Origin of the sequence: Streptomyces sp. NPDC086835, assembly GCF_044745705.1 — a bacterium.
Classification (GTDB): Bacteria; Actinomycetota; Actinomycetes; order Streptomycetales; family Streptomycetaceae; genus Streptomyces.
The window spans coordinates 771,283-794,906 of record NZ_JBIVAU010000001.1; the positions used below are offsets into that span (position 1 = coordinate 771,283).

The following is a 23,624-nucleotide window of genomic DNA, read 5'->3' on the forward strand; positions in this document are numbered from 1 at the left end:
GTCATCGAGACTCTCGCGCTGCGCTCGTAGTATCTGGTGGAGGGGGCAACTGCCTGCCATCGCCAGGACTCAGCACGTCACGCTGCCCGGCCAGGATGTCGCGGCCGGCATTGCCGCGGACATCGCCACGCAAATCCTCGCCCTGGACGACCGGCTCAAGCACATCGACCAGCAGATACGGCAGACCTTCCGCACCCACCCCCAAGCCCACATCATCGAGTCCCTGCCGGGCATGGGCCCCATCGACTGGGGACGCCACACCGGCAACCTTCACCGCCCCAAGCGATACAGCCGACGCCTCCGCCGTGTCTTCTATCTCTCCGCCCAGACCAGCATCATCCGCGAAGGCCCCAACCGCGATTACTACGTGAAGAAGCGGGCCGAGGGCTGCAAGCACGTCCAGGCCGTCATCGCCCTCGCCCGCCGACGTGCCGATGTCCTGTGGGCGCTCTTGCGTGACGACAGGCCTTTCACCTCCATCCACCCGTCGCCCAAGCCGCCTAAACGGGCCAGCGCACCCCTCCTACCTGGCGATAGCCTGCGGGCCGAACCAGAGAGGCGGACCCCAGTGGGCTTCGACGCAGAACGATCAGCGCGCATCGCTGCCATGCAGGAAACCGCCCGGCCCGTCTGGGAGGCAACCGGCGACACGGACGCACTCCAGCAGTTCCTCAAGGACAACGGGTGTCACGGAGTGGAAGCCGTGTTCGTGACCACGGGCCTGCTGCGCTGCGATCTTGCCGAAGCTCAACGAGCCTTCTTCAACGCCCCGTGCCGCGACGCCGAACGCCGCTTCCACAACCGCGCCATGGACCTGCTCGAAGAGGCCGCCGACCACGACGCCTGACAGCCCGAGCGACCCTTGACTCGCCCATTAAGACTCCGCCGACCTTCTCGTCACAATCGATCTGCCGCATCCCTCAAGGTTCGGGCCACGGGACAGTCGATGTTCTTTCGCCCCGTCCAAGCTGCTTTGACGGTCCTCGCTCCGAATCCATGCCAGATCGAGTGGTCCCAGGGGGCGCTCTGAGCCCGTAGCGCATGGGGAGTTGACACCCTGTGCTATCCGGAGCACGGCTGGCTGTTCCCATGGTCAACCATGCGAAATTCGGCGGCCGTCATTCGGTCAGCTCAATAGAAGTGGTAGGGATCAGTCGGCCGCAAAGAATGGAACGGTACCTCGGAAAACTCCGGCCCCAATCAACTAGGGAGCGTTTCATGCATGGTCAAGACATAGCCGTATCGCCGCTGCGCCGTGCGCGGTGGGCGACGCGGCTGGGAATGGTCGCGGGCACCTCGCTGGCCGCAATAACGCTGGGTGGGACGCTGGGTGCCGTACCGGCGGCAGCTCAGAGCCTGAGCGCCGAACCTGCCGCGACCTTTGTGTCCACCGAGTTGGAAGCCCTCCACACGACGGACCCTGAACCCCGCAAGGACAAGGACAAGGACAAGGACAAGGACAGGCCGGGCCCCGGTAACGGTTGCTTCGAAATCGAGACCGTCCGCCAGGAAGCGGCCGGCGGCGGAGCGTTCTACGCGGCGACAAGTGGTGGAGTCGCCTATGTCGGTGACGAGCTCGAGCCCCTCGGAACCATCGATTGGGATGACCTTTCCGATGAGGGAGGAGACGTACCTGAGGGGGCCTGCGGGGTATCCATCGACGTCGGCCCCACCGGTCAGGGCAGTGACATTGTCATCGACGTGATCACCACATCCGGGACCGTGCACACAATCACCTGCGATCGCACGGGTTCGGTGATCACTAGCTGCGGCACGTGGGTGGAGCGCGACGAGCCAACGCCCGGAGACACGCCGGAACCGTGAACGGACAGCGTCCCACCCACGCTGAGACGAACTTGATTCCCTCAGGCACGTGAGTGGCTCCAGGAGTGTTCACACCGCGTTCAATCCGGCTCGTTCGATGCGCCTGGTCTGACCGTGGCCACTGTGAGCTACAAGGCAGGTGTCGTCGATGGCCGCGTGCCAGTTCCGTGCCAGATCGAGCGGTCAAGCACGGTCACTCTGAGCCCTCGGCGGCTCAGACGCGTGTCGGCACAGCCGCACGGTGGCCTGCAGTTCGACCAGCGAGGACACAACCGCGTGCGCTGCCTGGCTTACAAAGCAGATGTCGGCGGTTCGAAACCGTCCGCGCCCACCAGTACAAAGGCCCCCAGCCGATCACGGCTGGGGGCCTTTGACCTCTCGATCTGACATCACCGGGGGCGGCGCCTTCCGGCCGTTCGGACGGATGGCACGGTGTGCCTACCGGCCTGTCGACTGAGGCACGAGATGCCGCCCCCTGTCCGAAGAGCCCACGGTCGAGATTCGGGGTCTGAACTCGGGGACTTCCTGGCAGGCCAACGCCACGAGTCGCGCCTACTCTGAGATTGAGGTACCGCGAGGCCGGAGGTCATCATGATCATTCTCGGGGTCATTCTGCTAGTCATCGGGTTTGTGGCCAGCATTTCCATCTTGTGGACCATTGGGATCATCCTGGTCGTCATCGGAATCATTCTGTGGATCCTCGGGGCGGTCGGTCACGCGGTCGGCGGACGCCGCCACTACTGGTAGACGGCTCGGCTCCCGCCCTGATGCAGTCCAGTCCCTACCGCCGCCATGACACAGGCGTAGCGTGAGGGGCCCTCTTCCCGGTTCTGTGATGACCAGCGCAATTGCGCTGGTCATCACAGCTCGGAGGCGTTCGCGCCCGACGACGATGTCGGGTGTGGACACCCTCGTGCCCAAGACTTCATGATCACGAGTTCAAGGCGTCTCGCTCCGCTCAGGTCCTGCCCGCGTGGCGGGACGCTTGCGTGCCCCCGATCTCTCGCCCCATTGCAGCTCCCGCCAAAGGCCGCTCCACCGACCTTGCATGCCTGCACGTGGCAGCACACCCCCACTCTGGCGTCACGTAGGGCGTAGGAGATGTTGCGATCAGTGAACAGTGAAAAGAGGGTGAGGGGGATGCACCGGATCCCAGCGAGCGCGGACGGAACCGCGCAGGTCGCGGTGCGCGAGGAGAGCGTGCGATGCGGATGATGATGAAGGCCCGCATGGACACCCAGATGTCCAACAAGGTGACGAAGGGTGGAGCGATGCCCGACTCGCTGAAGTCGACCATCGAGCGGCTGAAGCCGGAGGCCGCCTACTTCACGCCTGAAGGCGGGCGCTCCGTGATTCTCGTCTTCGACATGCAGGACAGCTCGCAGTTGCCCTCCATCGCCGATCCGTTCTTCCAGGAGATGGGCGCGGAGGTCACGTTTGAGCCGGTCATGAATCTCGACGATTTGCAGAAGGGGCTTGCTGCCCTGAAGTAGCGGTGCTCGCCTCAGCGACCGGCCCGTTGATTGATCGGTCTTGGAGGCCTCAGTGATCGCCCCGCGGTGGTTCGCATCGAGGGGCAGCCTGACATCCAAGGCTGACGTCAACGACGACGGACAGCAACGCCGAGCGGTCAGCGGCAGCGATGTTGCCTGCACTGCGGCCAGGCGTGACGGCTGTCTGATCGAACTAACCAAGCAGATGTCGGCGGTTCGAAACCGTCCGCGCCCACCAGCGCAAAGGCCCCCAGCCGATCATGGCTGGGGCCTTTGACATCCACATCTGACATCAACGGTGGGTTCTGGCACAGATCTTGGGGAGCCGTCGCCGAGCGTTACCTCGCTGTTCGATTGCGAGGAGACGGAATCGCGTGAGACCGCGTAGGCCTTTCCTCCGACGCTCAGAACTGACGCTCCCTCAGGTGTCTGCCGGTCGCTGCTGAGGTCGGTCGTGGACGGTGATGGTGCTGGTCATGCAGACCGATGCACCGTTCTGGGACTTACTGGTGTTCGACGGGATCGACAATGTGGATGTCGAGGCGGTTACGGCCGCTTTCGGTACAGTCGAGGTGGTGGCGAGAGGCCGCGCGGCCGGGGCCGCGTGTCCGGACTGCGGCCGGTTCTCGGACAGAGTCCACGACCGTTACCAGCGCAGGCTGAAGGATCTACCGCTCGCTGAGCAGGGCTTCGTGATCCGGCTGACGGTTCGACGTTTCATCTGCGGGGCGGCGGACTGCCCGCGTCGGACGTTCGCTGAGCCGTTCTCCAGGCTAGCCGCCCCGCACGCGCGGTTCACCAGGAGGCTCAACCGCGCCCTGGAGCGAGTGGGGCTCGCGCTGGCTGGGCGGGCCGGCGCTCGGCTGTCGGCCCAGCTGGGCTTCGGCGCTGGACGGATGACCTTGCTACGCAGGGTCATGGCATTGCCCGATCCACGGTTCAGCACGCCGCGGGTGCTGGGCGTGGACGACTTCGCGATTCGTCGCGGCCAGACCTACTCCACCGTCTTGACCAGTGTCGAAGACCATCGCGTGGTCGATGTGCTCCCGACACGTGAAGCCGGCCCACTGGCCGCGTGGCTGGTCCGTCACCCCGGCGTGGAGATCATCTGCCGGGACCGGGCCGGCGCCTACGCCGAGGGTGCCCGCCGCGGTGCGCCCGACGCTCTGCAGGTCGCCGACCGGTTCCATCTATGGCAGAACCTCGGCCGAGCCGTGGAGACCTGCGTCGCCGCCCACCGCGACTGCTTACGCAATCCTTTGCCCAGCGGGCTGTTGGCGGAGGCTACCCGACTGGCTTCCGGTCGGCCGCAGGACGACCCGGCACCCGCCGGCCGACGAGCGGAGCGGAAGAAGGCCGCACACGCCTTGGTCCACGAGCTCCTTGCCCAAGGTCGCTCACGCCGGGCGATCGCCCGGCACCTGGGCTGGGGCCTCAACACCGTGCTCCGGTACGCGAACGCCGCACGCTGGCAGGACACCATCCGCGACAACCGGCCCAGACCCAGCAGGCTGGACCCCTACAAGCCCTACTTGGAGCGGCGATTCGCGGAGGGATGCACCAGTGTCACCCGACTGCACGGCGAGCTGGTTGCCGAGGGGGCTCCTGTCACCTACGGCATGGTCCGCGCGCACATTGCCACTTTGCGCAGGGCTCCATCCGGGGCATCGCCCCGGCCGCCGACGGTGCGGCAGGTGACCGGCTGGATCACCCGTCACCCCGCGACCCTGACCGAGGAAGACGGGGCCGACCTGAAGGAGGTCCTGGCACGCTGCCCCGAACTGGACACGGCAGCCGGACATGTCCGCGACTTCGGTGAGATACTCACCGACCGCCTCGGATCCAAGCTCCCCACCTGGATCGATGCAGTTGATGCAAGCCAGTTACCCGGTCTCACCGGCTTCGCGCTCCATCTGCTCCGAGATCTCGACGCCGTGACCGCAGGGCTCACTCTCGACTGGAGCTCCGGCAGCATCGAGGGCGCCGTCAACCGCATCAAGAAGATCAAGCGGCAGCTCTACGGCCGAGCCGGATTCGGACTGCTCCGCAAGATGATCCTGCTCCAGTGACACTCCGAGACGCCCAAAGACTGCACAGAACCGAGAAGTAGGAATATTTGCCGCGGTGGGTGTGTGAACGGGGGACCATCCAGGTACCCAGCCGTGGCAGGATGGCCTCATGTTGATCCGAAAGGGCGATGCCGCGTAGGCGTCCCAAGGCCGTCCGTGCAGAGCGGTGGCGGCCACGACGGCAGTATCCGGTCCTCCGGGTCTGCGGTGTCTCCGCGCGGACTCGTGCAGCGATCCGCCGGGTCGAAGACCAGGAGATGTGGCCCAACGCGGTCGCGAATGCGCTCTCTCGCTTCGAGTGGGCCTTCAAGCAACATGGCCGCTACCTGAACGCCTCCGAGGCCTGTTCGCCTGGGATAGAGGTAGAAGACGCTCGTGACGATCTGGAGCGGGCGATGCTGCACCTTCCTCCCGGAGCCAAACGGGACTTGGGTCGACTGATTGCGCGCATCGATGAGCAATTCGAGCGCCGCACCTTGCCGGAGCCCAACTACATCGAGTGGGCAATGGACGGCTGGTGGTGGACCAGGATGCGTGAACGCTGACGGAGCCGGCCTCGTGTCCCTTCCCTGCAATCGAACGACACCGTTACCCTCCGCGACGGCTCCCCAAGATCTGTGCCAGAACCCAACGGTGGCGTTCACTCACGTCCAGGCCGCCTCTTGAGCAGCCGGTCCATGTGGCTGACAGCTTCGCGTTGCGTGTCCTGGACGACATGCGTTCCACGACCGAATGGGCATCCTCCAACCGCGCTCGCTGAGACCTGATGACGTCCCGCTCAGCCTCTCCTCGAGTGATCAGGGCAGCAATATCTCGTCCCCCGTCCGTGCCGCCGTGGTGCCGGCCGTCCTGATAGTTCGCATCGAGGGGTGGCTTGACGCCCACAGCTGACAGCAACGACGGCGGGCGGTCACCAGCAGATCCGTGGCCCGTGGCGTGGGCAGGTACTACGCGTCTCTGGGAGAACTTACAAAGCAGATGTCGGCGGTCCGACTCGCTGCGGGGGCCTTTGACGGGTAGTAGCTGACGGCAGTACGACGTTTCGCACCTTGGCGGCATTCATGTCCGACACCGGGCTGACTGAAGGGCCTGCTCGCAGTGGCAGTGAGGCCTCAGGAGTACTGCTTTCAGCCTTCCGCGCCCGCCGCTGGCGCTCGCGACTGAGCGGCGTCGCTGGTGCCGCATCAGGCAACGATTGCCCTGTCGTACCGCCCATGTCGGCGGGTTCATTCGGATCAACGGCACAGTGGTGAGGGGCTGATCTACATGGCTTCGCAACTGGGAGCAGGGCGACTATCTCGTGGCGGGGGCGCAGCGAGACACACCGTATGGCGCGTTCACGAATTTCGTGATCTATGTAGAGCTATGGTGGCTTCGCTCCAATCTTCGGAAGGACGCTCAGATGAACACCACCCGACTTGCCGAGTTCTACGCACTGCTCTCGATGCTTGAACCCGACACCGAGACGTGTCGACTCGCCCAGCGCTTGGCGGATGCCGGTACGACAGGGCAAGCGGGGGGAGACAGCGACACTTCGGTGCTCAAGGAGCTGCGTGGCAAGGCTGACCAAGTCGCTCGCGAGCTGAGTTCGGTCGACGCCAAGAAGATCGACGACAAGTCGGAGCTCATCGCCAAGATGCTGGCTGGAGCTCCCGCGACCTAGAGCGGACAATTGAAAGCGGCCGTCTGCCTTCGTCATCATCCATCTCACGACGCGTACTCGTTCTGCCACTCTGCAAAAGTTGCCTGATGCGGCACGTGCCGCATCAGGCAACTTTTGCCTTGTCCACGACAGCTCGTAGTCGGCTGTCGTCGGCATGAGGGAGTGGCCGTCGACGCGACCGTGCCGTGCTCGACACCGCTAGCGTGGCGCGGTGTCGTCGGCCGGGAACGCGGCGCCGTGGCCGGGGACGATCAGGTCCGCGGCGGCAAGGACCCTGAGCCTGGACGACAGCAGCATCTCGTGATCCGGGGCCACCGGGTCGTCCACCGGGCCGTTGGGGCGCCACCACAGGTCGCCCACGAAGGCCACGACACCCGAGTCCGTGCCTGCCAGCAGGGTGATGTCCTCGCGGCTGTGTCCCGGGGTGCGGATCAGCCTGAGCGAGGAGGTCAGTTCGTAGCCCTCGGCGTCGCGGTCGGTCCACTGGTCGTTCTGGTAGATCGCCTTGTGGTCGTGGACGCGAGCCCGGCCGAAGAGGCCGACGTTCATGGTGTTGTCGGGATGGTGGTGGCTGAGCACCACATCAGTGATGTCATCCGGGCCGATCCCCGACTCCGCGAGTGGGCCGAGGATCCGCTCGCGGCCGGCCACCATGCCCGGGTCGACGATCACGTGGCGTCCCCCGTCACTGATGTAGGAGACGGTGGCGGCCACCCCGGGGCCGGTGGAAAGGGTGTAGCCGGTGGTCAGGATCTTGTAGGTGGCGCTGCGGCCGAGCGGTGCGTCTGTCATGAGCCCAAGTCTTCGGGGTGGCAACCCTCTTCACGAGTGGCCGCACTGCCACCGATCGCAGGAATCGTGCCACACTGCCCGCATGCCCCCCTTCGTGACAGTCGCCGCCTACGCCCCGCACGGTGTCGGGGTACTCGGAGTCGGCATCGTGTCCGAGGTGTTCGACGCGCGCGGCCCGGATCTGCCCCGCTTCGACTTCGCCCTGTGCACCGACCGGCCCGGACGGATCCGCAGCGATGTGGGGCTGCCGATCATGGTCGAGCACGGCCTGGACCGGCTGGCCGCCGCCGATCTGGTGATCGCCCTGCCCTGGGCGGACTTCCGCACACCACCGGGGTCCGCCGTGCTCGAGGCGCTGGCCGCCGCGCATGAGCGGGGCGCGCTGGTCGCGGGACATTGCGTCGGTGCTTTCGCGCTGGCCGCGGCCGGCCTGCTCGACGGGCGGCGCGCCACCACCCACTGGCGGTTCGCCGGTCTGCTGGCCGACCGCCACCCGGACGTCACCGTCGAGCCCGACGCCCTGTACATCGACGAAGGCCGGATCGCCACAGGTGCGGGAGCCGCCGCCGGCTTCGACCTGTGCCTGCACCTCCTGCGGCGGGAGTACGGCGCCGCCACGGCCAACGCTATCGCCCGAGACCTGGTCCTGCCGTCCCACCGGGACGGGGGACAAGCCCAGTACCTGGCCACCCCGGCACCCGAGGACTGCGATGACGATCGGCTCGCCGACGTGCTCGCCTGGGCCCGCGAGCACCTCCACGAGCCGCTTCCCGTGGCGGAGTTGGCCCGCCGATCCCTGATGAGCAGGCGCTCCTTCGCCCGCCGCTTCGCCGCCTCGACCGGCACCACCCCGCATGCCTGGCTGCTCGGCCTGCGGATCAGCCGCGCCGAGGAACTCCTCGAGACCACGGAACTCCCCGTCGAGGAGATCGCGCGACTGGTCGGCTTCGGAAGCGCGGCCGTCCTGCGCGCACAGTTCGTACGGCGTAGGGGAGTGCCGCCCCGCTCCTACCGCCGGTCCTTCACCCGCACGCCGTAGCCGGCGCATTCCTCCGCCGCAGAGGTGGGGGGAGAGGCGTTGTAACCGGGGCGCAGCGGCCATCCGCGTACGGCGCAGGGACTACGATCGGCCCATGACGTCACTTCAGGCGGATGCCGCGTAGGTCCCCACGCGAGGTGAGGGCCACCGTGCCCGATGGGCAACGCGACAGCACGGTGAGCACGCTGCTCATCAGCGTGTGTCCTGGGCCACCCGCGTGTCCTGCCGTTCACACGTACCTCTTCGTCGACGGCCTCGACCTGGTCGCGCGCAGCGACAGCAGAATGGCCGGTCTCGATCCGATGCAGCTGCTCCGCCCAGGCGGACCGCTCCATCCGACGGATATGCCGTGCAACGTGGATGTGGCAGCCCAGGAGCAGCCCGAGCCAGGGCCGGACAGGTTGACCATCCGGGTCAAGCTCCGGGGCGAGACGGTCGTCTGGTCCGACCTGATGTACCCGGGTCCCGACGGCAGGCCCATCGAGGAAGTTCGCTTCCGCCTGGCGCAGTACCTGGGCGAGGTCGAGCGGGCGTACGCGGCGTTGAGAGACCAGCCTTGATCGCCGACGATCCGGTCTTTGCCTGATGTCGGAGGGGGCCGTCTCGGAGTACAGCGGCGGCCCGGGACAGAGTCGCACCCTGGCGCAAGGTCCGTGAGAAGGGTGGACGGTCGACTTCACAAAGCACGCGTCCGCCGGCGGCCCAGGGAGGGGCTTCGGTTGTGCATTGCGAGAAATCGTCGTGCCGCGAGGTGGAGCACGTTGAGCGCTTCAATGACGAGGTGGCTCAACTCCCTCTGCCGGGCGCTCATTTCAGGGCCGGGGTTACCCGCCCACTCCAGAAGCTTCCAAGTTTTCTCGTTGACCGCTCCAGCGGCATCGGCCGCGGCATCGTCGCTCAGCAGAATGGCTTCGGGACGCTGTAGCGCAGGTGGGTCACGGACCCGGTGACCGCCGCCCCCTGGGGGATCAGTTCGGCCCGCTCCCCGGCGAACAGCGGCGTGCCCTCTCCCATCAGCAGGGGGACGAGGTGGATGCGCACCTCGTCGAGCAGGCCCGCCCTGAGCAGCTGCCGGGCGACGGCAGCCCCCAGGACCAGGACGTCCTTGTCTCCCGCGGCTTCCTTGGCGCGCCGGGCCGCGACCTCCAGCCCGTCGAAGGCGAACCTTCCGCCGTTGTCGCCGAGGAGGTCTTCCCTGGTCCGGTGGGTGACCACGAAGCTGGGGACGCCAGGCCACGGCGTGCCGCCCCACGGGCCGAGGCCCAGGTCGAAGGTGCGTCGTCCGATGACGGTGGCCCCCACCGACGCGTCCAGCTCCTGGCGGATGCCGATGTCGACCCCGCCGTCCGGCCCCTTCCCGGCCATCCACTCGTGCAGCTGTTCGCCGCCGTCTCCCATGGGTTCTTCCTCCCGGACGTTCGGTCCCGCCGTGAACCCGTCCAGGGACATCGACACGTCCAGCACTACCTTGCTCATCGCGAGCCTCCTTGGCTCCATCGGCGCCGCCGCCCGGCACCGCTTCTCCTCCGTGCGGTTGACTCTGGCCGGGACGCAGAGAGGCGGCAACACACACCTCCAGTACCAGCCCCGCCCTCAACGGCTTCCCGCCCCCGGAACCGGCCTCCCCCTCAGACACCTCGACGTCACCCTGACGAGCCGATGTCAGCACCGCCGCCTCACGGCATCACAACGGCACCGTCTCGCTGCCAAGGAGGTGATTGCTCGCCCGCCCGCCGTACGCCGGTGCAGGCCCCTGTGCGTCGCCGTCTTGCGGGAGGAAGAGCATGAAGATCCATGCCTGATCGGCAGCTGTGATCTGCCTCAGGCGCACCGGCCGGTCATGCCGGCCGAGGAGATGCGCGGAGCCGATCGCTGTATTTGACCGATCCGTGATGAGCGAAGCCCGCTTTTCCGCTAGCATGTTCGAGCTCATAACGATCATGTCAAAATATCACAAATCGGTTGAAAAATTGATATCCACACTAGCGCGAGGGTCTTCGCGGCGAGGCGGCAGCCCTCGGTTCGATGCATGGCGTCAGCCACGCGTCCTGCTGTGGGTCGCGGTGAGTGCGGTGGGCCTCGGATTCCTCATTGCACTGGAGATCGCCGCGCGTCGGTACGGCGAGCGGGGGCCGATCACCGACCAGGCGCGAGAGGTGATATTCGCCCCCAAATCGGGGACGGTGCTGTACGTCAGCATGGCGCTGATGTTGGTGGTGCTCCCTTGGCGGCAGCGGTTCATCGCGCTGGGCGCCGCGATCGGCATCGACGCCGTCTTCTGGCTTGTGCGGTGGGTCGTCGACGCCAAGATGATGGTCGGCAACGGTGCCTTGTGGGTGACCTTGGCCTGCGCCGTCATCGCCGTCACGCGCCGCACCGGTCGCGATCGCGCCCTGCTGCTGAAGGGCGTCGGACTGGCCCTGCTGCTGGTGGCCGGCCGCAAGACCGGCTACACCTGGCTGCTGATCACGTCGAAGACGCGCCCGACGGTGCTCGACCAGTACGTGGCAACCGCCGACCGCGCGTTGGGCGACCCGTCGTGGGTCGTGGGCCGGATCGTCGAGGCCACCAGCCCGGTCGGCCCCTACGTCCTCGAGTGGGTCTACATCCAGCTCGCAGTGGCCGCTGTTGTCGTCGCGGTGTACCAGCTGCGCAACGTGGCGGCCGAGCGCCGTTTCCCGGGGCACCATCTGGTGCGCACGTTTCTGGCCATCGGCCTGCTCGGGCCGGGCATCTACATGATCTTCCCGGTGGTCGGACCGATCTTCGCCTACGGCGCCGACGGGGGACACTGGGCGGTGGCCGACGTGTGGCCGGACACGCCGCCGCCGGTCGGCACCCCTCAGCCGATGCTCTTCGACGAGGCCCCTCCGCGCAATTGCATGCCCAGTCTGCACACGGCGTGGGCCACCGCGATCTTCGTCCACTCCCTCAAGGGCCCGTGGGCCCTGCGCTGCCTGGGCGCGTTCTGGCTGATCGCCACCCTCGGCGCAACGCTGGGCTTCGGTTACCACTACGGCGCGGACATCATCGCCGGTGTGGTCTTCACGCTCACGATCGAGACGGCGCTGCGCGCGCTCGACCGCGGCTGGGACCGGCAGGGTGTCCAGATGGTCGTCTACGGCACAGCGGTCTTCGCTGCGCTCCTGGCGTCGTATCGCTATCTGTCGGTGCAGATGGCCGAACACCCGTGGGTGTTCGGTCCGCTGCTCCTCCTGGCGACGGCCTCAGTGGTCTACGGCTACGTACGGACCACCAGAGGGTGGGAGCGGAAGGCCGCGTCGGTGCACCTGCCGGCACCGCGAGGCGTACCGAAGCCCGAACTGGTCGAGTCAAGTGCGGCCCCTGTGGCCGCCGACCGAGCCGGCCAGAGCTGAGGGCCGATCACGAAGTACATGCCGGCGGTTCGAAACCGTCCGCGCCCATCAGCGCTCAAAGGCCCCTCGCCGATCATGGCGAGGGGCCTTCGAGACAGGTGGGGCCACCGTGTGCCGGTCAAGTACCGCGACATCACCCGGAACAGGGGTGGTGGCACAACCTGTGAGCCTCCTAAGTGGCCAGCGGGTGCGGCGGTTCTCGCCGCACCCGCTGGCCGTTCACCGAGAAAGCCCCGAACTGGCCGTCCGGCCGCCGAGGGGCCGGTGCCGCTGCGCCACGCAGGTCACGGCCATACGCTGGAAGGAGATCCTCAAGCACGGAGGACGGCATGGACCGCGATGCGATGCTCCGCCTTTTCGAGGCTCACCGTGAGGCTGAGGCCGCCCGGGACTACGACGCCATCCTCGCCACGTTCGCGGAGGATTGCTTCCTCGAGACGGTGCCGCTCGGGTTGCGGAGCGAGGGCAGGGACGCGGCCCGAGCCGCTTACGTGGGGTACTTCACGGCATTTCCCGATCTCAGCCCCGATGACCAGGGCATCGCCTTCGGGGACGACGTTCTCGTGGTCTGGGGCACGTTGCGCGGGACGAGCGGGGGCGCCTGGCTGGGCGTACCTCCGAGCGGCCGGTCGTTTGCCGTGCAATTCGCCAATGTCGTCCCGTTCAAGGGCGACCTCATGGCGGGCGAGACGATCTACTTCGACCTCGCGACGCTTACCGAGCAGGCCGGGTTGAACACCGAGCAGATCCGGGCGGCCGCCAAGGCCCGCGCGGCGGGCGACCCGTAGTTGCCGCCGAGTAGCAGCGTTGATCACCGCACTGCTCAGGCGGTACAGGGCGCTGAAGCGCTGGCGGGGAGGGAGCACGGGAGGCCCGGGAGGCGAGGTTGCGTCCCGGGGGGCGCCGGCCGGGAGGCGCGAGAGGTGGCGGAGGCGGCCGGCGCTTGCCCCGCGCGTCAGGGAGTCGCGTCGCCGACGACGGCGAACCGGGCGCGGTTCTCGGTGCCGTCCGGGGTGTGCCAGCTCGCGGTGACGTGGCCCCTCGCGTCCGGCGTCGGAGCGGCGGCGTCGAGGCGGCGGGTCACATGGAGGGTCAGGCCGGGGGCCACCGTGAGGTGCGTTCCGTGCTCGTCGTCGGTGACCGGCGCCGGCGTGGCCGTGGGCGGGAGCGGGGCTCCGGTGAGGTGCGCGGTGACCGAGGGGTCGGGCGTGTCGCTCACGCTCTGCGCCTGCGGCTCCGCGTTGCCCTCGACAAGAGCGAGCAACTGCCCGACGAGGACCGGGTCGTGAGTCCCGTCGTACACCCAGCGCGTGCCGAGGACGCCGTGCTCGGACGTGCCGATGAGAGCCGCCTCGTCGGCTCCCTCCAGCGGCGCCCCGCGGTAGCTGAGAGGTACGTGGTACGACAGCGGCCGGTCGCCGGAGATGTCGGTGACCACCATGAACTCGATGCCCACCTCCCCTTTGGGATCGTCGAGGCGGAATCCGCCGGCCTTGGAGAGTTCAGGCCGGCTCGCCGTGCCCTCGTACCAGGGCCGCGAGGGCAGCCAGGCGGTGAGGAGTTCCAGCTTGCCGGGGGTCATGGTGGTGCGGTGGATGACAGCCATGCTTCCTGAACGATCAGGTGACGGCCGCGGATTCCCCTCCCCGGCAACGCCCTACTCGGAGTGGGACTTCTGCGACGGCCACATGCCGTCGTCCGTGAACTGCGAACCCCAGTAGTACGGGTTGACGTCTCGGAGGGTACGGGCGCGCCATCCCGTCGCCGAGTCGGCGTCCGGGACCGCGACCTGGACCTCGGGGCCCCACATGGCCAGGCGTTCCTGGCAGATGCCGCACGGCGGCAGGATCAGTACCTGGTCCCGTTGCGGGTCCCGGTAGACGCAGACCGACGCGGTGACCCGCCGGTTCAGCGTGTACGCCTGGCAGATCGCACCGGTCTCGTGGCAGAGCGACACCCCGCCGTTCAGGTTGTCGAGGCCGACGCTGGTGAGTATCTCGCCGTCGTCCAGACGGAGCGCGGCGGCACCGCCCGGCTCGTCGGCGGGCCACCGGCGGTGCAGTTGTGCGAGCGCCGCGTCGACGAGCCTCTGATCCAGTTCCAGGTCCATACCGCGCATCCTGGCATGTGCCCGGGGTCATGGAGGGTGGTGAAGATCATGAAGCGATCCAGGAGGTGTCCGGGATTGCGCTCCTGGACGTGGGGAGGCTTGTGATCGGATGGAGCGCATGACGAGGACGACTCTGCATCTTTTCTGCTCCGCCGCGCCTCCCGTGTTCGACGTCGCCAAGGTGATCGAGCAGGCGCAGGCCGGCGGGTGGGACGTATGTCTCGGCCTGACGCCCGACGCGGCGCGCTGGCTGGAGCCCAGCCTCGACGGCCTGGCGGTGCTCACCGGCCACCCGGTCCGTTTCGCCTACGACCGGCCCGGAGAGCCGGAGATCTGGCCGCCGGCCGACGCCGTGCTGTTCGCGCCGGTGACGTTCAACAGCCTCAACGCGTGGGCCCTGGGCCTGACTTCGTCGTTCGTGGTGGGAGCCGCCGCGGAGGCGATCGGCAGGGGCGTCCCGACGGTGGCGGTGCCCTGTGTGAACGCGGCGTTCGCCCGGCACCCGCAGTTCGAAAGGTCTGTGGAGACGCTGCGCTCGGCCGGCGTAGCCGTCCTGTACGGCTACGGCGAGAACGGGCTCGCCCCGCACGAGCCGGGCCGAGTCCAAGGCCAGGAGCACGGGCAGGAACAGGCGGGCATGTACCCGTGGGGAGCGGCGCTGGACATGGTGGGTGCGCAGGTCGCCGCCGGGCGGTCGTAACAGGCCCGGGAGGGAGCCCGCGGCAGGGGAGGCAGCCGCTGGGTCGTCGTGTGGGACCGGGCGACCGAGCGGGCTGCGCGGGCCGCCGGCGACATAGTTGAGCGCGTTCAAAAATTCTGTCACGATGTCTCCGGCCGGTCATGGACACCCCGGCGCTGGACGAAAGGACGTCGTCGGATGACGAGCTCGATTCTCCGGCCGCGAGGCCGTGTCCGTGTGCGTACGGCCCCCATGGGGATCGCCGCGGGCGGCACGGAGCCGACACGGATCCTCGACTGGCACCACCCCCGCGTCGCCATGCTCGTCCGCGGCCTCGGCACGACGGCCCCATCGGGGACCGCATCGGGTGCGGAAAGCGCCGCCGCGGACCAGGTGCAGGCCCTGCGCGGGGCCCACCGATGGATCGCCACAGCCGTACGGCCCGTGTACTCGGTGCAGGACGAGCGGCCCGTGTCGGAGGTCCTGCGCCGCGGCCGGGGCTCGTGCAGCCAGCGACTGGCCGTCCTGGAGGCTGTCGCGCGGGCGTCCGGGGTCGCCACCCGGGTACGCGGACTCGTGGTCGACGGAACGTTCTGGTATCCGCGCTTTCCCCGGCTGCACCAGATCGTCCCCGACCAGGTCCTCCTCGCATGGCCGGAATTCCGGATCGACGGTCTCTCGCCGGACGGGCACCCCGCAGCTCCATGGCTGACGGTCTCCGAACTCTTCGGTGACCTGGACGAGTTGAGCGGCGATCCGGGCGGCGGCTTCACCAACGCCGACGCGGAGACGCTTTTCGAGGCGCTGTCCAGGACGGCGATCGACTGGAACGGGTCGACGGCCTGCCCGTCCACCGGCGCGCCCTGTGACCTCTCGGCGCACGTTCTCGCTGACCTCGGGCATTTCGACTCGCGCGACGAACTCTTCGCCCGGCACGGCCAGACGCTCTGCAAAATCGCCAGGCTGTTGGCCGACCCCGTCCTCGGCCGACGCGCGGCCGGCGCATAGCGGTACAGCGGCGGGTGCATTGCGGTACTGCGCGCAGGCTCTTCGCGGTACCTGCCCGGCAGCGGACCGCGCGGGGCGGGCAGCGGCACGTAGCCCGTACGGGAGCGGCGCGGGCCCGGTCGAGGGTCCGGAGGCCGGGCGTAGCCTGAGAGCGGGGGCACGAGGAGGTGCACCATGGCCACACCGACTGTCTCCGCGCGGGAGATCCCCCGGACCTCCGCCGCGCGGGCACGCGAGGTGAACGAGGCGGAGATACGTGCCTCGCTCGCGACGATGCGCGCGCTCGGCGCCGAGACCGAGGCATGGTCCCGGCCCACGGCCTGCGCGGGCTGGACGGTACGCGACATGGTCGCCCACGAGGTCGGGCAGTACGAGGAGTTGCCCAAGCCGTGGCTCATGATCAGCCGGATACGGCGCGGCCGGCAGGCACACCCCGAGCTCGGCCCGCTCGACAGTCACAACGCCCGCCAGGTCGAGGAACGCAGTGACGTGCCGGGTCCGGAACTGGCCGCCGAGTTCGCCCGCGTCGCTCCTCGGGGCGCCCGCTCCCTGCGCCGTATGCCCGCCCGGGTCCGGAAGCGGATGCGGGTCAGTCTGATCTTTCCCGAGGGGAAGGCGCTGCCCGAGGACTCGATGGATTACATGAACAGCGTCCTGGTCGCCCGCGACACATGGATGCACCGCGTGGACATCAGCGACGCCACCGGGGTCGACCTGGTGCTCGACGACCATGACCGCGAGATCATGAACCAGGTCGTGCTGGACCTGGCGCTCGACTGGACCGGTCCGCCGTGCCTGCTGGAACTGTCGGGCCCGGCCGGCGGCCGTCATCGGCTGGGCAGCGGCCCGCCCGCCGTCGTCCTGCGCGCGGACGCGATCGCCTTCGCCCGGCATCTGTCGGGGCGGCCCGCGCGCGGCGAGCTGGTGTACGAGGGGGACGCGGACGCCGCCGCGGCCCTCGACGCGGCCAGGGTCCCCTTCTGAGCCCTTTCTGACGCCCTTCACGCAGGGCCGGCCGGTGGGCCGAGCAGGTCGGCTCCGCCGGCGGGGCTGCGGCTAGTGGACGAAGCTGTAGCTGAGCCAGGGGCCCGCGCCCGGCGCCGGGACGTCGGACGTCATCGACGGAATGTAGATCGATTCGCCGCCGGAGCAGTCGTCCGTCGGGTAGACGATGGCGTCGGTCTCCGTCTCGTTCTCGACGGCGATGGCGCCCGGGTGCTCGAAGTGGTGGCAGCCGGTGACCTTGGGGCTGGTGACCGTCGTGTGGTGTTCGTGGCCGCTCTCGTAGGTGAGCGTGCCCACGGCGGTGCGGTCGAGGCCGGAGCAGCCCGCGGCGGTGAGGGCGAGGAGCATGGTCCCGGCGGCGACGGCGGCATGCCGGTAGGGGGTCACGGACACAAGCGCTCCTCGTCCGGTCGGGGAAGGTCCTGGCGAAGGCCACCTTGCCGTCTCGCCGGGGAGGGGGCATCCGGGGAGCGGCCGGCCGGGGTACGGCCCCTGTCCCGGGCCGCGCCCGGTTCCGCCGCCGGGCGCTTACGGGGGGACGGTCAGGACAGGAGCTCGGTGAGACGGGCGAGGGCGTCGCGGGCCAAGGCCCGCTCGTCCGTGCTGAGCTCGATCCCGGCGGCCTGTGTCAGCATGCGCTGCGCCGTCTCCTCGTCGCCGAGCCGGTGCGCGACGTCCGCGCGCAGCACCAGCAGGCGCAGCAACTGCGGGGGAGTGGGATGCTCGCCGTCGAGTCGCAGGGCGTGGTCGATGATCTTCGCGGCGCCCGGCAGGTCCTGCTTCGAGTCGACGAAGAGGTCGGCCGTGCGCAGCGCCCGCGCGAACCGCCCTTCGGGAAGCGGCCGTTGGTGTCCACCGCCCGGTTCCGCGCCCTGCTGCCCGGCGCGGTCCCCGTCCTGCTGTGCGTCGTGGTCCCCGTCCTGTTCCTGGATGCCGGCTTCCTTGATCTCCTGGCCGACGCGGATGCTGTTGCCGCCGGGGTCGGTCATCAGGAACTGCCGCATCCCGTAGGACATGTCCTTCAGCGGGCCTATCCGCGGCAGCCCGTGGCAGGGGATCTTGCCGTAGGCGGCCTTGAGGCCGTCGCGGAAGGTGGCGTAGAGGCCGTCGACGTCGTCCGTGACGATGTAGCAGCCGGAGTAGGACTCCGCGGGGTCGTACCCCTTCATGGCGAAGAACTGCAGCTGCACCGGGCCTCGTTCCACGACCGCGTACGGGTAGGGGCTCTTCTGGGAGAAGGTCGTCCGGAAACCCAGCGCTGTGTAGAAGTCGACCACCGGCTGGATCGCGTGGCAGGGGAGCAAGGGGATGGTCTTCTCGGTCATCCCGCGAGGGTAGTCAAAGTTGACTAGCGACGCTACGTGAAAGGGCGGACCATCCGGTTCGCCGCTGTCGAAAACCCGCTCCGGCTCCGCCCGCATTGCCGTCGTCAGCGCCTTCGGCGGGGTCGTCCTGCGACGTGTGCGCGCGGCGAGGGGCAGGGCTCGACCGCTTGGCCGGGAGCCCGGCGGGCACGCGTCAGAGGCTTTCCGGAGACCGCTCGCACCGGCCCTGAGCTGGGCTTCTGTGCCGTTCGGCCGTAGCGTTCGACCATCGTTGAAAGGGGGTCCCGATGGACCGGGGCATACGTACGGTCGACGACGTCATGAAGCTTCTGGACGGTCTGTTCGCGCCGGAGGCCGACCGCTGGACCGAGGGTGCGGCCGACTGGTGGGACGGCTTCTACAGCGACCGCTCCAAGCCGGTGCCGTTCTTCGTGGCGAAGCCCGACGAGAACCTGGCCTCGTACCTCGACAGGGGGCTGATCACTCCCGGCCGGGCACTCGATCTGGGCTGCGGCCCCGGCCGCAACGCCCTGCACCTCGCCTCACTGGGCTTCCAGGTGGACGCCGTCGACCTCTCACCGGTCGCGATCTCCTGGGCCGAGGAACGCGCCCGCGAGACCGGGGCCGGGAGCGCGGTCCGGTTCCACCGCGGTGACGCCTTCGCTCTCGACCCGGTCGAATTCGGCGGCCCGTACGACCTGGTCTACGACTCGGGCTGCTTCCACCATCTGCCGCCCCACCGGCGCGTCAGTTACCTCCAACTCCTCGACCGGGTCCTCGCCCCCGGCGGTCGTTTCGCCCTCACCTGCTTCGCGTCGGGTGCGATGGGATCCGAACTGCCCGACGCCGACTTCTACGGCCAGTCCCGGCTGCACGGCGGGCTCGCCTACACGCCCGAGGCGCTGCGGTGGATCTTCTCCGACCTGGAGGAGGTCGAGCTGCGTCGTATGCGCGACGAACCGGCCGAGTCCCCGTGGTTCGGGGAGGCGTTCCTCTGGTCGGCGCTGTTCCGCAGGCCTTCCTGAGGACGGCCGTTCAGGGGAGCTCGTCCCCTGAACGGCCGTCCGCCCAAGGGCAGTCGCAGCGCCGCCGTCCCCGGGAGCCGGGGACGGCGGCGTCGTCCTCGCCCGCTTCGCTACGGCTTGCGGCCCACCGCGCCGTAGGCGTCCACGGCCGTCGTGCCGGCCGTGTCGTCGGACTCCGGGCGCCACTGTGTCACCTGGACGACTCCAGGCTCCGTCAGCTCCAGGCCGTCGAAGAACGCGGCGATCTCGTCGACGCTGCGCACGTAGTACGGGACCGCGCCACTGGAGTTGTACGCCTCGGACGCCGCGATCATGCCCGCGCTGGTGGAGGTGCTGTCGCTGATCACGAGGTAACTGCCCGACGGCAGACCCGCCATGAGCCGGTTCACCAGGTCCCGTGCCTGGTCGTGGTCGGCGACGTGGCCGAGGGTGTTGAGGATCATCAGCGCGACCGGCCGGGACAGGTCCAGCGTGCCTTCGGCGGCCTTGAGGATCTCCTCGGGGGCGTACAGATCGGCGTCCAGGTACGCCGTCCTGCCCTCGGGCGTGCTGGTGAGCAGGGCCCGGGCGTGGGCCAGGACGAGCGGGTCGCTGTCGACGTACACGATCCGCGAGTCGGGGGCGACGCGCTGCGCGACCTCGTGGGTGTTGTCGGCGGTGGGCAGGCCGGTGCCGATGTCGAGGAACTGGCGGATGCCCTGCTCGCCGGCGAGATGCCGGACCGCACGTCCGAGGAACTGGCGGCTCGTGCGGGCCACGTCGACGAGGCCCGGGAAGATGGACTTGATGTGGTCGCCGGTCTCGCGGTCGATCTCGTAGTGGTCCTTGCCGCCGACGAAGTAGTTCCAGAAGCGGGCGGAATGGGGCTTGCTCGTGTCGATCCGGGCGCGTATGTCTGCGGCGGCGGCGAGCTGGGGGTCGTGTTCTGACACGAGTGGGCCTCCTGGGCGCGAAACGATTCCTCGACCGGGTCCTAACCTAGACCAATCGGCCGTGGGGCGGTTCGTTCCCTGGTGGCCCGCCTCGTGTCCAACTCGCCTTGCATGCAGGGGGTTTACGGGCGGATGCGGCTCGGACGGCCGGGCCGGCGCTCACGGCCGCCCGTGGGCGTCCGTCCATGTGGCCGCGTCCACCCGTTCCTCAACGCCCCTGGGTGGCGGCGCGGTTGTGTCATCCGAGAGTGGCGAGAAGGTCGTTGCACGCCTGTTCGCAGGTCCGGCACGCCTCGGCGCAGAGACGGCAGTGCTCGTGCATGTCGGCGTGCTTCGCACACTCGTCCGCGCAGGCCTTGCAGGCCGTGGCGCACGCCTGCACGATCGCGCGGGTGATGTTCGCGTCGTAGCCGGTGTGGCGCGACAGGACGGCCGCGGTGGCGGTGCAGATGTCGGCGCAGTCCATGTCGGTGCGGATGCACTTCGTCAGGTCGCCGACCATGCCCTCGGAGAGGCACGCGTCGGCGCAGGCCGTACACGCCTGTGCGCAGGCGGCGCACGCCTCGATGCAGCGGCTCATGGCGTCCTGGTCGACGCCGCCGAGGTCGGCGGGATAGGTGTTCAGCATGTCCTTCGCGGACGCGGTCATGGCCATCGTCATCTCCTCGTCGTATGCGGCGCCCGGGCGGCGCGCGCAGGACGGGTAGCACGGCGCGGGCCTCCCAAACGGGGGCCGGCGGGTCCGCGGGGCATTCCGCTCGGAGGCCGCTCGGGTGGCGGGCTCCTCGGTTCAGGTCGCGGCGCCGGCCCTGAGGAGGGCGTTCGCCTCCTCCGCGGTCAGCTCGGCCCCGTAGAGACGCGCCCCGGGCTGGTGGGTGCGGCCGCCCCGCCCGATGTCGCCGGCGTCGACCGGGTCGAAGCCGATGTCCCGGATCAGCCCGGCGACCACGGCCTTGGCCTCCGTGTCGGTCCCGGAGATGGGGACGGCCAGCCGACCGGGGTCCCCCTTGGGCCGACCGCGGTCGCGGAGGTTCTCCCAGTGGATCGCGTTGAACGCCTTCACCACGTTGGCATTCGTGTGGGCGCGGATCTTCTCGCTGGAGGTGGTGCGGTCGTCGTCGAGTTCGGGGTCGTGGCCGTCGCGCTGCGCGTAGTAGTTGCAGGTGTCGATGACGACCTTGTCCTTGAGGGCGTCCGTCGGCAGTTCCTTGTACCGGCCGTACGGGATGCAGACCACGACGACCTGCCCGAACGTCGCGGCCTGCTCGGCGGTGACCGCTCGCAGGGTGCCGCCGATCTCCTCGACGAGCCCGGAGAGGGTCTCCGGCCCCCTGGAGTTGCTGATGACCACGTCATGGCCGATGCGCACGAAATGGCGGGCCAGGGTCGAGCCGACGCGGCCTGCGCCGATGATGCCGATCTTCATGGGAATCTCCTCAGGTCTCCTCGTCACAACGTTCCGCCGCGCGCGGCGTCGGGGCGCGGTGCGGGGGCGCCGGAGGCGGTCGGGCACAGGTGTCCCCGCAGAGGCTCGACGTGGTCTTCCCGTCCGTGTCCTGGTCCATCGGCGGCCGGGTGCCCCCGCCGCAAGCCGTGAAACGGCCCGGGTCCGGGGCCGCCGGGGGTGCTGTGGAACGCCGGGGGCGTTGTCGTAGACGGCCGTTACTGTCGCCCGCATGACAGCCACGTTCGACCTGACCCTCGACTGCGCCGACGCGCAACTCCTGGCCGCCTTCTGGAAGACGGCCCTCGGGTACATCGACGAGCCGCCGCCCGCTCCGTACACGACGCGTGAGGAGTGGCTCGCCCAGTTCGACCTTCCGGAGGACGATTCGGCGGACGACGGCGCATGGCTGTGCGCCCCGGACGGCACCGGCCCGCGCCTGTCGATCCTCAAGGTGCCGGAGCCGAAGACGGCGAAGAACCGCCTGCACCTCGACGTCCGCGTGCCGGGCCACGGCACCCCGGAGGAGCGGTGGGCCCGAGTCCGGGCGGAGTCCCGGCGGCTGGTCGACGCGGGCGGCAGCGTCGTGGAGGCGTTCGACGGTCACCACATCGTGATGGCGGACCCGGAGGGCAACGAATTCTGCGTCGCCGCGGCGTCCGCGGCACGTCAACGCCTTGACGAGGGCACGGTGGCCCCGGGCTGACGAGGGCACGGGGCTCCGGCTAGGAGGGCGACCTCGGAGTCTCTCGGAGGTGCCACGGCACTGGGGCGGGCCGAGCGGGCGCTGGAGCAGGCCCACGACTGCGGCGCTGAGGGTCGGGGGCCGTTACGTCGGCGACCGGTCAGTATGACGAGCCGCTGATCACTCGCGGTGGTTCTACAGAGCCGCATCGACAAACATGCGCGGGCCGGGACGGGCGGGACCGGAGCGGTTGTTCCGTGGGCGTGGAGGGGTTCGAGTTGCGGGGGGCGGTGGGCGGCGGATCGTGGAGGTGGGGTCGGCGGTTGCTGGGGCGTCGGCGGGCAAGGGAAGGAGTCGGGCATGGCGGACCGGCACGGACCGTGGGAGCCTGCGTCGGCCTGGGGCGCGCGTGGGTGGGTGGTTCTGGCCCGGGCCGTGGTCGCCCTGGTCGTACTGGTCGGCGTGGTCATGGCCGCCGGCGGTGGCGGTCACGGGCCCTCCGCGCTGGCGGCCGGCCGGAGCGTGGCGCAGCCGACGCCGTCCCCCTCGCCGCCGATCGAGCTCAGCGGCACCGGGGACCAGGTGACGAAGCCCTTCGCGCTGACCGGCGGACTGGCCGTCCTGAAGGTGGAGTGCCCGTCCTGCAAGGAGAACTTCATCGTCGAGCTGCTCGACGACGATCAGCAGGTCAAGGACGTCGTCGCCAACCGGGTCGGCGCCTACAGCGGGTCCAGGGCGGCGGGCGTGCAGGACGGCGACCACGTCCTGCTGGTCGACGCGGACGCTCCGTGGAGCGTCGAGATCACGCAGCCCCGCGACCGGCCGGCGGCGGAACTGCCCCAGAGCTCCACGGGCAGCGGGGACCAGGTGGAAGGGCCGTTCGCGGCGGACAAGAGGGTTGTCGTGCGGGCGACCCACAGCGGCGGGACCGACTTCGTCGTCACGGTGCTGGACGTGAAGGGCAGGGTGCAGGACCTCGTCTTCAACGAGGTGGGGGACTTCGACGGCTCCGCCGTCGCTCAGATGATCAACGCCGGGCCGTACTACCTCAATGTGACCGCCGACGGCGACTGGACCGTGGACCTGTCCGAGCCGTAGACCGGCCACCGGTCAGGCCGTCGGTCCGCGGGCGCCGGTCGGCGCCCGCGGACCTC

General features: G+C 69.1%; 27 protein-coding genes and 2 pseudogenes. 18 read left to right on the top strand and 11 right to left on the bottom strand.

The annotated features are described in order from the left end of the window. Window positions 1–61: 61 nt before the first annotated feature. The 7 genes and pseudogenes from ACIPJI_RS03555 to ACIPJI_RS03585 all read left to right on the top strand — a co-directional run. Window positions 62–504 (top strand): annotated as a pseudogene (locus tag ACIPJI_RS03555) (IS110 family transposase); the annotation flags it as partial. A gap of 103 nt (window positions 505–607) precedes the next feature. Beyond that, window positions 608–847, top strand: coding sequence for a hypothetical protein (locus ACIPJI_RS03560; RefSeq protein WP_402244238.1), 240 nt, complete (start codon window positions 608–610; stop codon window positions 845–847). Window positions 848–1,218: 371 nt separating this feature from the next. Further along, window positions 1,219–1,824: a hypothetical protein gene (locus ACIPJI_RS03565; RefSeq protein WP_402244240.1), complete on the top strand. Its 606-nt coding sequence runs from the start codon at window positions 1,219–1,221 to the stop codon at window positions 1,822–1,824. A 591-nt stretch (window positions 1,825–2,415) separates the two neighbouring features. Further along, a complete protein-coding gene (locus tag ACIPJI_RS03570) occupies window positions 2,416–2,571 on the top strand; it encodes a DUF6131 family protein (protein ID WP_307706241.1) in 156 nt (51 codons plus the stop codon). 458 nt (window positions 2,572–3,029) lie between these two features. Further along, window positions 3,030–3,317: a DUF3303 family protein gene (locus ACIPJI_RS03575; protein ID WP_356624827.1), complete on the top strand. Its 288-nt coding sequence runs from the start codon at window positions 3,030–3,032 to the stop codon at window positions 3,315–3,317. A gap of 464 nt (window positions 3,318–3,781) precedes the next feature. Continuing rightward, the gene (locus ACIPJI_RS03580) at window positions 3,782–5,386 is read left to right on the top strand and encodes an ISL3 family transposase (RefSeq protein ID WP_402244242.1); all 1,605 of its coding nucleotides are present in this window, start codon (window positions 3,782–3,784) and stop codon (window positions 5,384–5,386) included. A 257-nt stretch (window positions 5,387–5,643) separates the two neighbouring features. Then, window positions 5,644–5,931 (top strand): hypothetical protein, encoded by a 288-nt coding sequence (locus ACIPJI_RS03585; RefSeq protein ID WP_402244244.1) that lies wholly within the window; start codon window positions 5,644–5,646, stop codon window positions 5,929–5,931. Between the two features lie 95 nt (window positions 5,932–6,026). Here the strand turns inward: ACIPJI_RS03585 and ACIPJI_RS03590 are convergent. Then, a pseudogene (locus ACIPJI_RS03590) lies at window positions 6,027–6,107 on the bottom strand (integrase); the annotation flags it as partial. A 681-nt stretch (window positions 6,108–6,788) separates the two neighbouring features. On the opposite strand from ACIPJI_RS03590, the gene ACIPJI_RS03595 reads away from it, so the two are divergent. Beyond that, a complete protein-coding gene (locus ACIPJI_RS03595) occupies window positions 6,789–7,049 on the top strand; it encodes a hypothetical protein (protein WP_402244245.1) in 261 nt (86 codons plus the stop codon). 198 nt (window positions 7,050–7,247) lie between these two features. On the opposite strand, the gene ACIPJI_RS03600 is transcribed toward ACIPJI_RS03595, so the two are convergent. Further along, the gene (locus ACIPJI_RS03600) at window positions 7,248–7,841 is read right to left on the bottom strand and encodes an MBL fold metallo-hydrolase (RefSeq protein WP_307706239.1); all 594 of its coding nucleotides are present in this window, start codon (window positions 7,839–7,841) and stop codon (window positions 7,248–7,250) included. A gap of 82 nt (window positions 7,842–7,923) precedes the next feature. On the opposite strand from ACIPJI_RS03600, the gene ACIPJI_RS03605 reads away from it, so the two are divergent. Together ACIPJI_RS03605 and ACIPJI_RS03610 are read left to right on the top strand one after the other, a co-directional pair. After that, complete coding sequence (locus ACIPJI_RS03605) at window positions 7,924–8,880, top strand: GlxA family transcriptional regulator (RefSeq protein WP_307706238.1); 957 nt, start codon at window positions 7,924–7,926, stop codon at window positions 8,878–8,880. A 149-nt stretch (window positions 8,881–9,029) separates the two neighbouring features. Further along, window positions 9,030–9,440 (top strand): hypothetical protein, encoded by a 411-nt coding sequence (locus ACIPJI_RS03610; RefSeq protein ID WP_402244247.1) that lies wholly within the window; start codon window positions 9,030–9,032, stop codon window positions 9,438–9,440. Window positions 9,441–9,777: 337 nt separating this feature from the next. Here the strand turns inward: ACIPJI_RS03610 and ACIPJI_RS03615 are convergent, their stop codons facing one another. Both ACIPJI_RS03615 and ACIPJI_RS03620 read right to left on the bottom strand, forming a co-directional pair. Beyond that, complete coding sequence (locus tag ACIPJI_RS03615; RefSeq protein WP_402244249.1) at window positions 9,778–10,356, bottom strand: dihydrofolate reductase family protein; 579 nt, start codon at window positions 10,354–10,356, stop codon at window positions 9,778–9,780. A 208-nt stretch (window positions 10,357–10,564) separates the two neighbouring features. Beyond that, window positions 10,565–10,813 carry a hypothetical protein gene (locus tag ACIPJI_RS03620; RefSeq protein ID WP_402244251.1) on the bottom strand — a complete coding sequence of 83 codons (249 nt, stop codon included), beginning with the start codon at window positions 10,811–10,813 and terminating at the stop codon, window positions 10,565–10,567. 7 nt (window positions 10,814–10,820) lie between these two features. Here ACIPJI_RS03620 and ACIPJI_RS03625 point away from each other — a divergent pair, with 7 nt between their 5' ends. Then, window positions 10,821–12,257, top strand: coding sequence for a phosphatase PAP2 family protein (locus ACIPJI_RS03625; protein ID WP_402244735.1), 1,437 nt, complete (start codon window positions 10,821–10,823; stop codon window positions 12,255–12,257). Between the two features lie 329 nt (window positions 12,258–12,586). Continuing rightward, on the top strand, window positions 12,587–13,045 hold the full coding sequence (locus ACIPJI_RS03630) for an ester cyclase (protein ID WP_356624820.1): 459 nt from the start codon (window positions 12,587–12,589) through the stop codon (window positions 13,043–13,045). Window positions 13,046–13,212: 167 nt separating this feature from the next. Here the strand turns inward: ACIPJI_RS03630 and ACIPJI_RS03635 are convergent, their stop codons facing one another. After that, window positions 13,213–13,863 carry a 1,4-alpha-glucan branching protein gene (locus ACIPJI_RS03635; protein WP_402244253.1) on the bottom strand — a complete coding sequence of 217 codons (651 nt, stop codon included), beginning with the start codon at window positions 13,861–13,863 and terminating at the stop codon, window positions 13,213–13,215. Between the two features lie 51 nt (window positions 13,864–13,914). After that, the gene (locus ACIPJI_RS03640; RefSeq protein WP_307706229.1) at window positions 13,915–14,367 is read right to left on the bottom strand and encodes a cytidine deaminase; all 453 of its coding nucleotides are present in this window, start codon (window positions 14,365–14,367) and stop codon (window positions 13,915–13,917) included. Between the two features lie 118 nt (window positions 14,368–14,485). Between ACIPJI_RS03640 and ACIPJI_RS03645 the strand changes: the two genes are divergently transcribed. The 3 genes from ACIPJI_RS03645 to ACIPJI_RS03655 all read left to right on the top strand — a co-directional run bounded on the left by ACIPJI_RS03645 (window position 14,486) and on the right by ACIPJI_RS03655 (window position 17,038). Beyond that, window positions 14,486–15,067: a flavoprotein gene (locus tag ACIPJI_RS03645; protein ID WP_402244254.1), complete on the top strand. Its 582-nt coding sequence runs from the start codon at window positions 14,486–14,488 to the stop codon at window positions 15,065–15,067. A 177-nt stretch (window positions 15,068–15,244) separates the two neighbouring features. Further along, window positions 15,245–16,054: a transglutaminase domain-containing protein gene (locus ACIPJI_RS03650; protein WP_402244256.1), complete on the top strand. Its 810-nt coding sequence runs from the start codon at window positions 15,245–15,247 to the stop codon at window positions 16,052–16,054. 174 nt (window positions 16,055–16,228) lie between these two features. After that, window positions 16,229–17,038 carry a maleylpyruvate isomerase family mycothiol-dependent enzyme gene (locus tag ACIPJI_RS03655; RefSeq protein ID WP_402244258.1) on the top strand — a complete coding sequence of 270 codons (810 nt, stop codon included), beginning with the start codon at window positions 16,229–16,231 and terminating at the stop codon, window positions 17,036–17,038. 72 nt (window positions 17,039–17,110) lie between these two features. On the opposite strand, the gene ACIPJI_RS03660 is transcribed toward ACIPJI_RS03655, so the two are convergent. Both ACIPJI_RS03660 and ACIPJI_RS03665 read right to left on the bottom strand, forming a co-directional pair. Then, window positions 17,111–17,452: a hypothetical protein gene (locus tag ACIPJI_RS03660; protein ID WP_402244259.1), complete on the bottom strand. Its 342-nt coding sequence runs from the start codon at window positions 17,450–17,452 to the stop codon at window positions 17,111–17,113. Window positions 17,453–17,601: 149 nt separating this feature from the next. After that, window positions 17,602–18,384 (bottom strand): bleomycin resistance protein, encoded by a 783-nt coding sequence (locus tag ACIPJI_RS03665; RefSeq protein WP_402244261.1) that lies wholly within the window; start codon window positions 18,382–18,384, stop codon window positions 17,602–17,604. 287 nt (window positions 18,385–18,671) lie between these two features. On the opposite strand from ACIPJI_RS03665, the gene ACIPJI_RS03670 reads away from it, so the two are divergent. Then, on the top strand, window positions 18,672–19,409 hold the full coding sequence (locus ACIPJI_RS03670; RefSeq protein ID WP_402244263.1) for a class I SAM-dependent methyltransferase: 738 nt from the start codon (window positions 18,672–18,674) through the stop codon (window positions 19,407–19,409). A gap of 110 nt (window positions 19,410–19,519) precedes the next feature. On the opposite strand, the gene ACIPJI_RS03675 is transcribed toward ACIPJI_RS03670, so the two are convergent. The 3 genes from ACIPJI_RS03675 to ACIPJI_RS03685 all read right to left on the bottom strand — a co-directional run bounded on the left by ACIPJI_RS03675 (window position 19,520) and on the right by ACIPJI_RS03685 (window position 21,767). Then, complete coding sequence (locus ACIPJI_RS03675; RefSeq protein WP_356625386.1) at window positions 19,520–20,341, bottom strand: SAM-dependent methyltransferase; 822 nt, start codon at window positions 20,339–20,341, stop codon at window positions 19,520–19,522. Between the two features lie 238 nt (window positions 20,342–20,579). Further along, a complete protein-coding gene (locus ACIPJI_RS03680) occupies window positions 20,580–20,990 on the bottom strand; it encodes a four-helix bundle copper-binding protein (RefSeq protein ID WP_307710341.1) in 411 nt (136 codons plus the stop codon). Between the two features lie 141 nt (window positions 20,991–21,131). Further along, on the bottom strand, window positions 21,132–21,767 hold the full coding sequence (locus ACIPJI_RS03685; protein WP_402244264.1) for an NADPH-dependent F420 reductase: 636 nt from the start codon (window positions 21,765–21,767) through the stop codon (window positions 21,132–21,134). A 250-nt stretch (window positions 21,768–22,017) separates the two neighbouring features. Here ACIPJI_RS03685 and ACIPJI_RS03690 point away from each other — a divergent pair, with 250 nt between their 5' ends. Then, window positions 22,018–22,491 (top strand): VOC family protein, encoded by a 474-nt coding sequence (locus tag ACIPJI_RS03690; RefSeq protein WP_307706221.1) that lies wholly within the window; start codon window positions 22,018–22,020, stop codon window positions 22,489–22,491. A 339-nt stretch (window positions 22,492–22,830) separates the two neighbouring features. Next, on the top strand, window positions 22,831–23,568 hold the full coding sequence (locus ACIPJI_RS03695) for a hypothetical protein (RefSeq protein WP_402244266.1): 738 nt from the start codon (window positions 22,831–22,833) through the stop codon (window positions 23,566–23,568). Window positions 23,569–23,624: the final 56 nt, after the last annotated feature.

What these genes read in the sequence shown, in the direction of transcription:
- ACIPJI_RS03665 (WP_402244261.1), bottom strand. Translation starts at nt 18,384, where the DNA reads ATGACCGAGAAGACCATCCCCTTGCTCCCCTGCCACGCGATCCAGCCG.
- ACIPJI_RS03630 (WP_356624820.1), top strand. Translation starts at nt 12,587, where the DNA reads ATGGACCGCGATGCGATGCTCCGCCTTTTCGAGGCTCACCGTGAGGCT.
- ACIPJI_RS03585 (WP_402244244.1), top strand. Translation starts at nt 5,644, where the DNA reads ATGTGGCCCAACGCGGTCGCGAATGCGCTCTCTCGCTTCGAGTGGGCC.
- ACIPJI_RS03595 (WP_402244245.1), top strand. Translation starts at nt 6,789, where the DNA reads ATGAACACCACCCGACTTGCCGAGTTCTACGCACTGCTCTCGATGCTT.
- ACIPJI_RS03670 (WP_402244263.1), top strand. Translation starts at nt 18,672, where the DNA reads ATGGACCGGGGCATACGTACGGTCGACGACGTCATGAAGCTTCTGGAC.
- ACIPJI_RS03695 (WP_402244266.1), top strand. Translation starts at nt 22,831, where the DNA reads ATGGCGGACCGGCACGGACCGTGGGAGCCTGCGTCGGCCTGGGGCGCG.
- ACIPJI_RS03600 (WP_307706239.1), bottom strand. Translation starts at nt 7,841, where the DNA reads ATGACAGACGCACCGCTCGGCCGCAGCGCCACCTACAAGATCCTGACC.
- ACIPJI_RS03685 (WP_402244264.1), bottom strand. Translation starts at nt 21,767, where the DNA reads ATGAAGATCGGCATCATCGGCGCAGGCCGCGTCGGCTCGACCCTGGCC.
- ACIPJI_RS03570 (WP_307706241.1), top strand. Translation starts at nt 2,416, where the DNA reads ATGATCATTCTCGGGGTCATTCTGCTAGTCATCGGGTTTGTGGCCAGC.
- ACIPJI_RS03605 (WP_307706238.1), top strand. Translation starts at nt 7,924, where the DNA reads ATGCCCCCCTTCGTGACAGTCGCCGCCTACGCCCCGCACGGTGTCGGG.
- ACIPJI_RS03620 (WP_402244251.1), bottom strand. Translation starts at nt 10,813, where the DNA reads ATGAGCTCGAACATGCTAGCGGAAAAGCGGGCTTCGCTCATCACGGAT.
- ACIPJI_RS03650 (WP_402244256.1), top strand. Translation starts at nt 15,245, where the DNA reads ATGACGAGCTCGATTCTCCGGCCGCGAGGCCGTGTCCGTGTGCGTACG.
- ACIPJI_RS03615 (WP_402244249.1), bottom strand. Translation starts at nt 10,356, where the DNA reads ATGAGCAAGGTAGTGCTGGACGTGTCGATGTCCCTGGACGGGTTCACG.
- ACIPJI_RS03575 (WP_356624827.1), top strand. Translation starts at nt 3,030, where the DNA reads ATGCGGATGATGATGAAGGCCCGCATGGACACCCAGATGTCCAACAAG.
- ACIPJI_RS03580 (WP_402244242.1), top strand. Translation starts at nt 3,782, where the DNA reads ATGGTGCTGGTCATGCAGACCGATGCACCGTTCTGGGACTTACTGGTG.
- ACIPJI_RS03690 (WP_307706221.1), top strand. Translation starts at nt 22,018, where the DNA reads ATGACAGCCACGTTCGACCTGACCCTCGACTGCGCCGACGCGCAACTC.
- ACIPJI_RS03625 (WP_402244735.1), top strand. Translation starts at nt 10,821, where the DNA reads ATGTCAAAATATCACAAATCGGTTGAAAAATTGATATCCACACTAGCG.
- ACIPJI_RS03635 (WP_402244253.1), bottom strand. Translation starts at nt 13,863, where the DNA reads ATGGCTGTCATCCACCGCACCACCATGACCCCCGGCAAGCTGGAACTC.
- ACIPJI_RS03640 (WP_307706229.1), bottom strand. Translation starts at nt 14,367, where the DNA reads ATGGACCTGGAACTGGATCAGAGGCTCGTCGACGCGGCGCTCGCACAA.
- ACIPJI_RS03560 (WP_402244238.1), top strand. Translation starts at nt 608, where the DNA reads ATGCAGGAAACCGCCCGGCCCGTCTGGGAGGCAACCGGCGACACGGAC.
- ACIPJI_RS03565 (WP_402244240.1), top strand. Translation starts at nt 1,219, where the DNA reads ATGCATGGTCAAGACATAGCCGTATCGCCGCTGCGCCGTGCGCGGTGG.
- ACIPJI_RS03655 (WP_402244258.1), top strand. Translation starts at nt 16,229, where the DNA reads ATGGCCACACCGACTGTCTCCGCGCGGGAGATCCCCCGGACCTCCGCC.
- ACIPJI_RS03680 (WP_307710341.1), bottom strand. Translation starts at nt 20,990, where the DNA reads ATGACCGCGTCCGCGAAGGACATGCTGAACACCTATCCCGCCGACCTC.
- ACIPJI_RS03645 (WP_402244254.1), top strand. Translation starts at nt 14,486, where the DNA reads ATGACGAGGACGACTCTGCATCTTTTCTGCTCCGCCGCGCCTCCCGTG.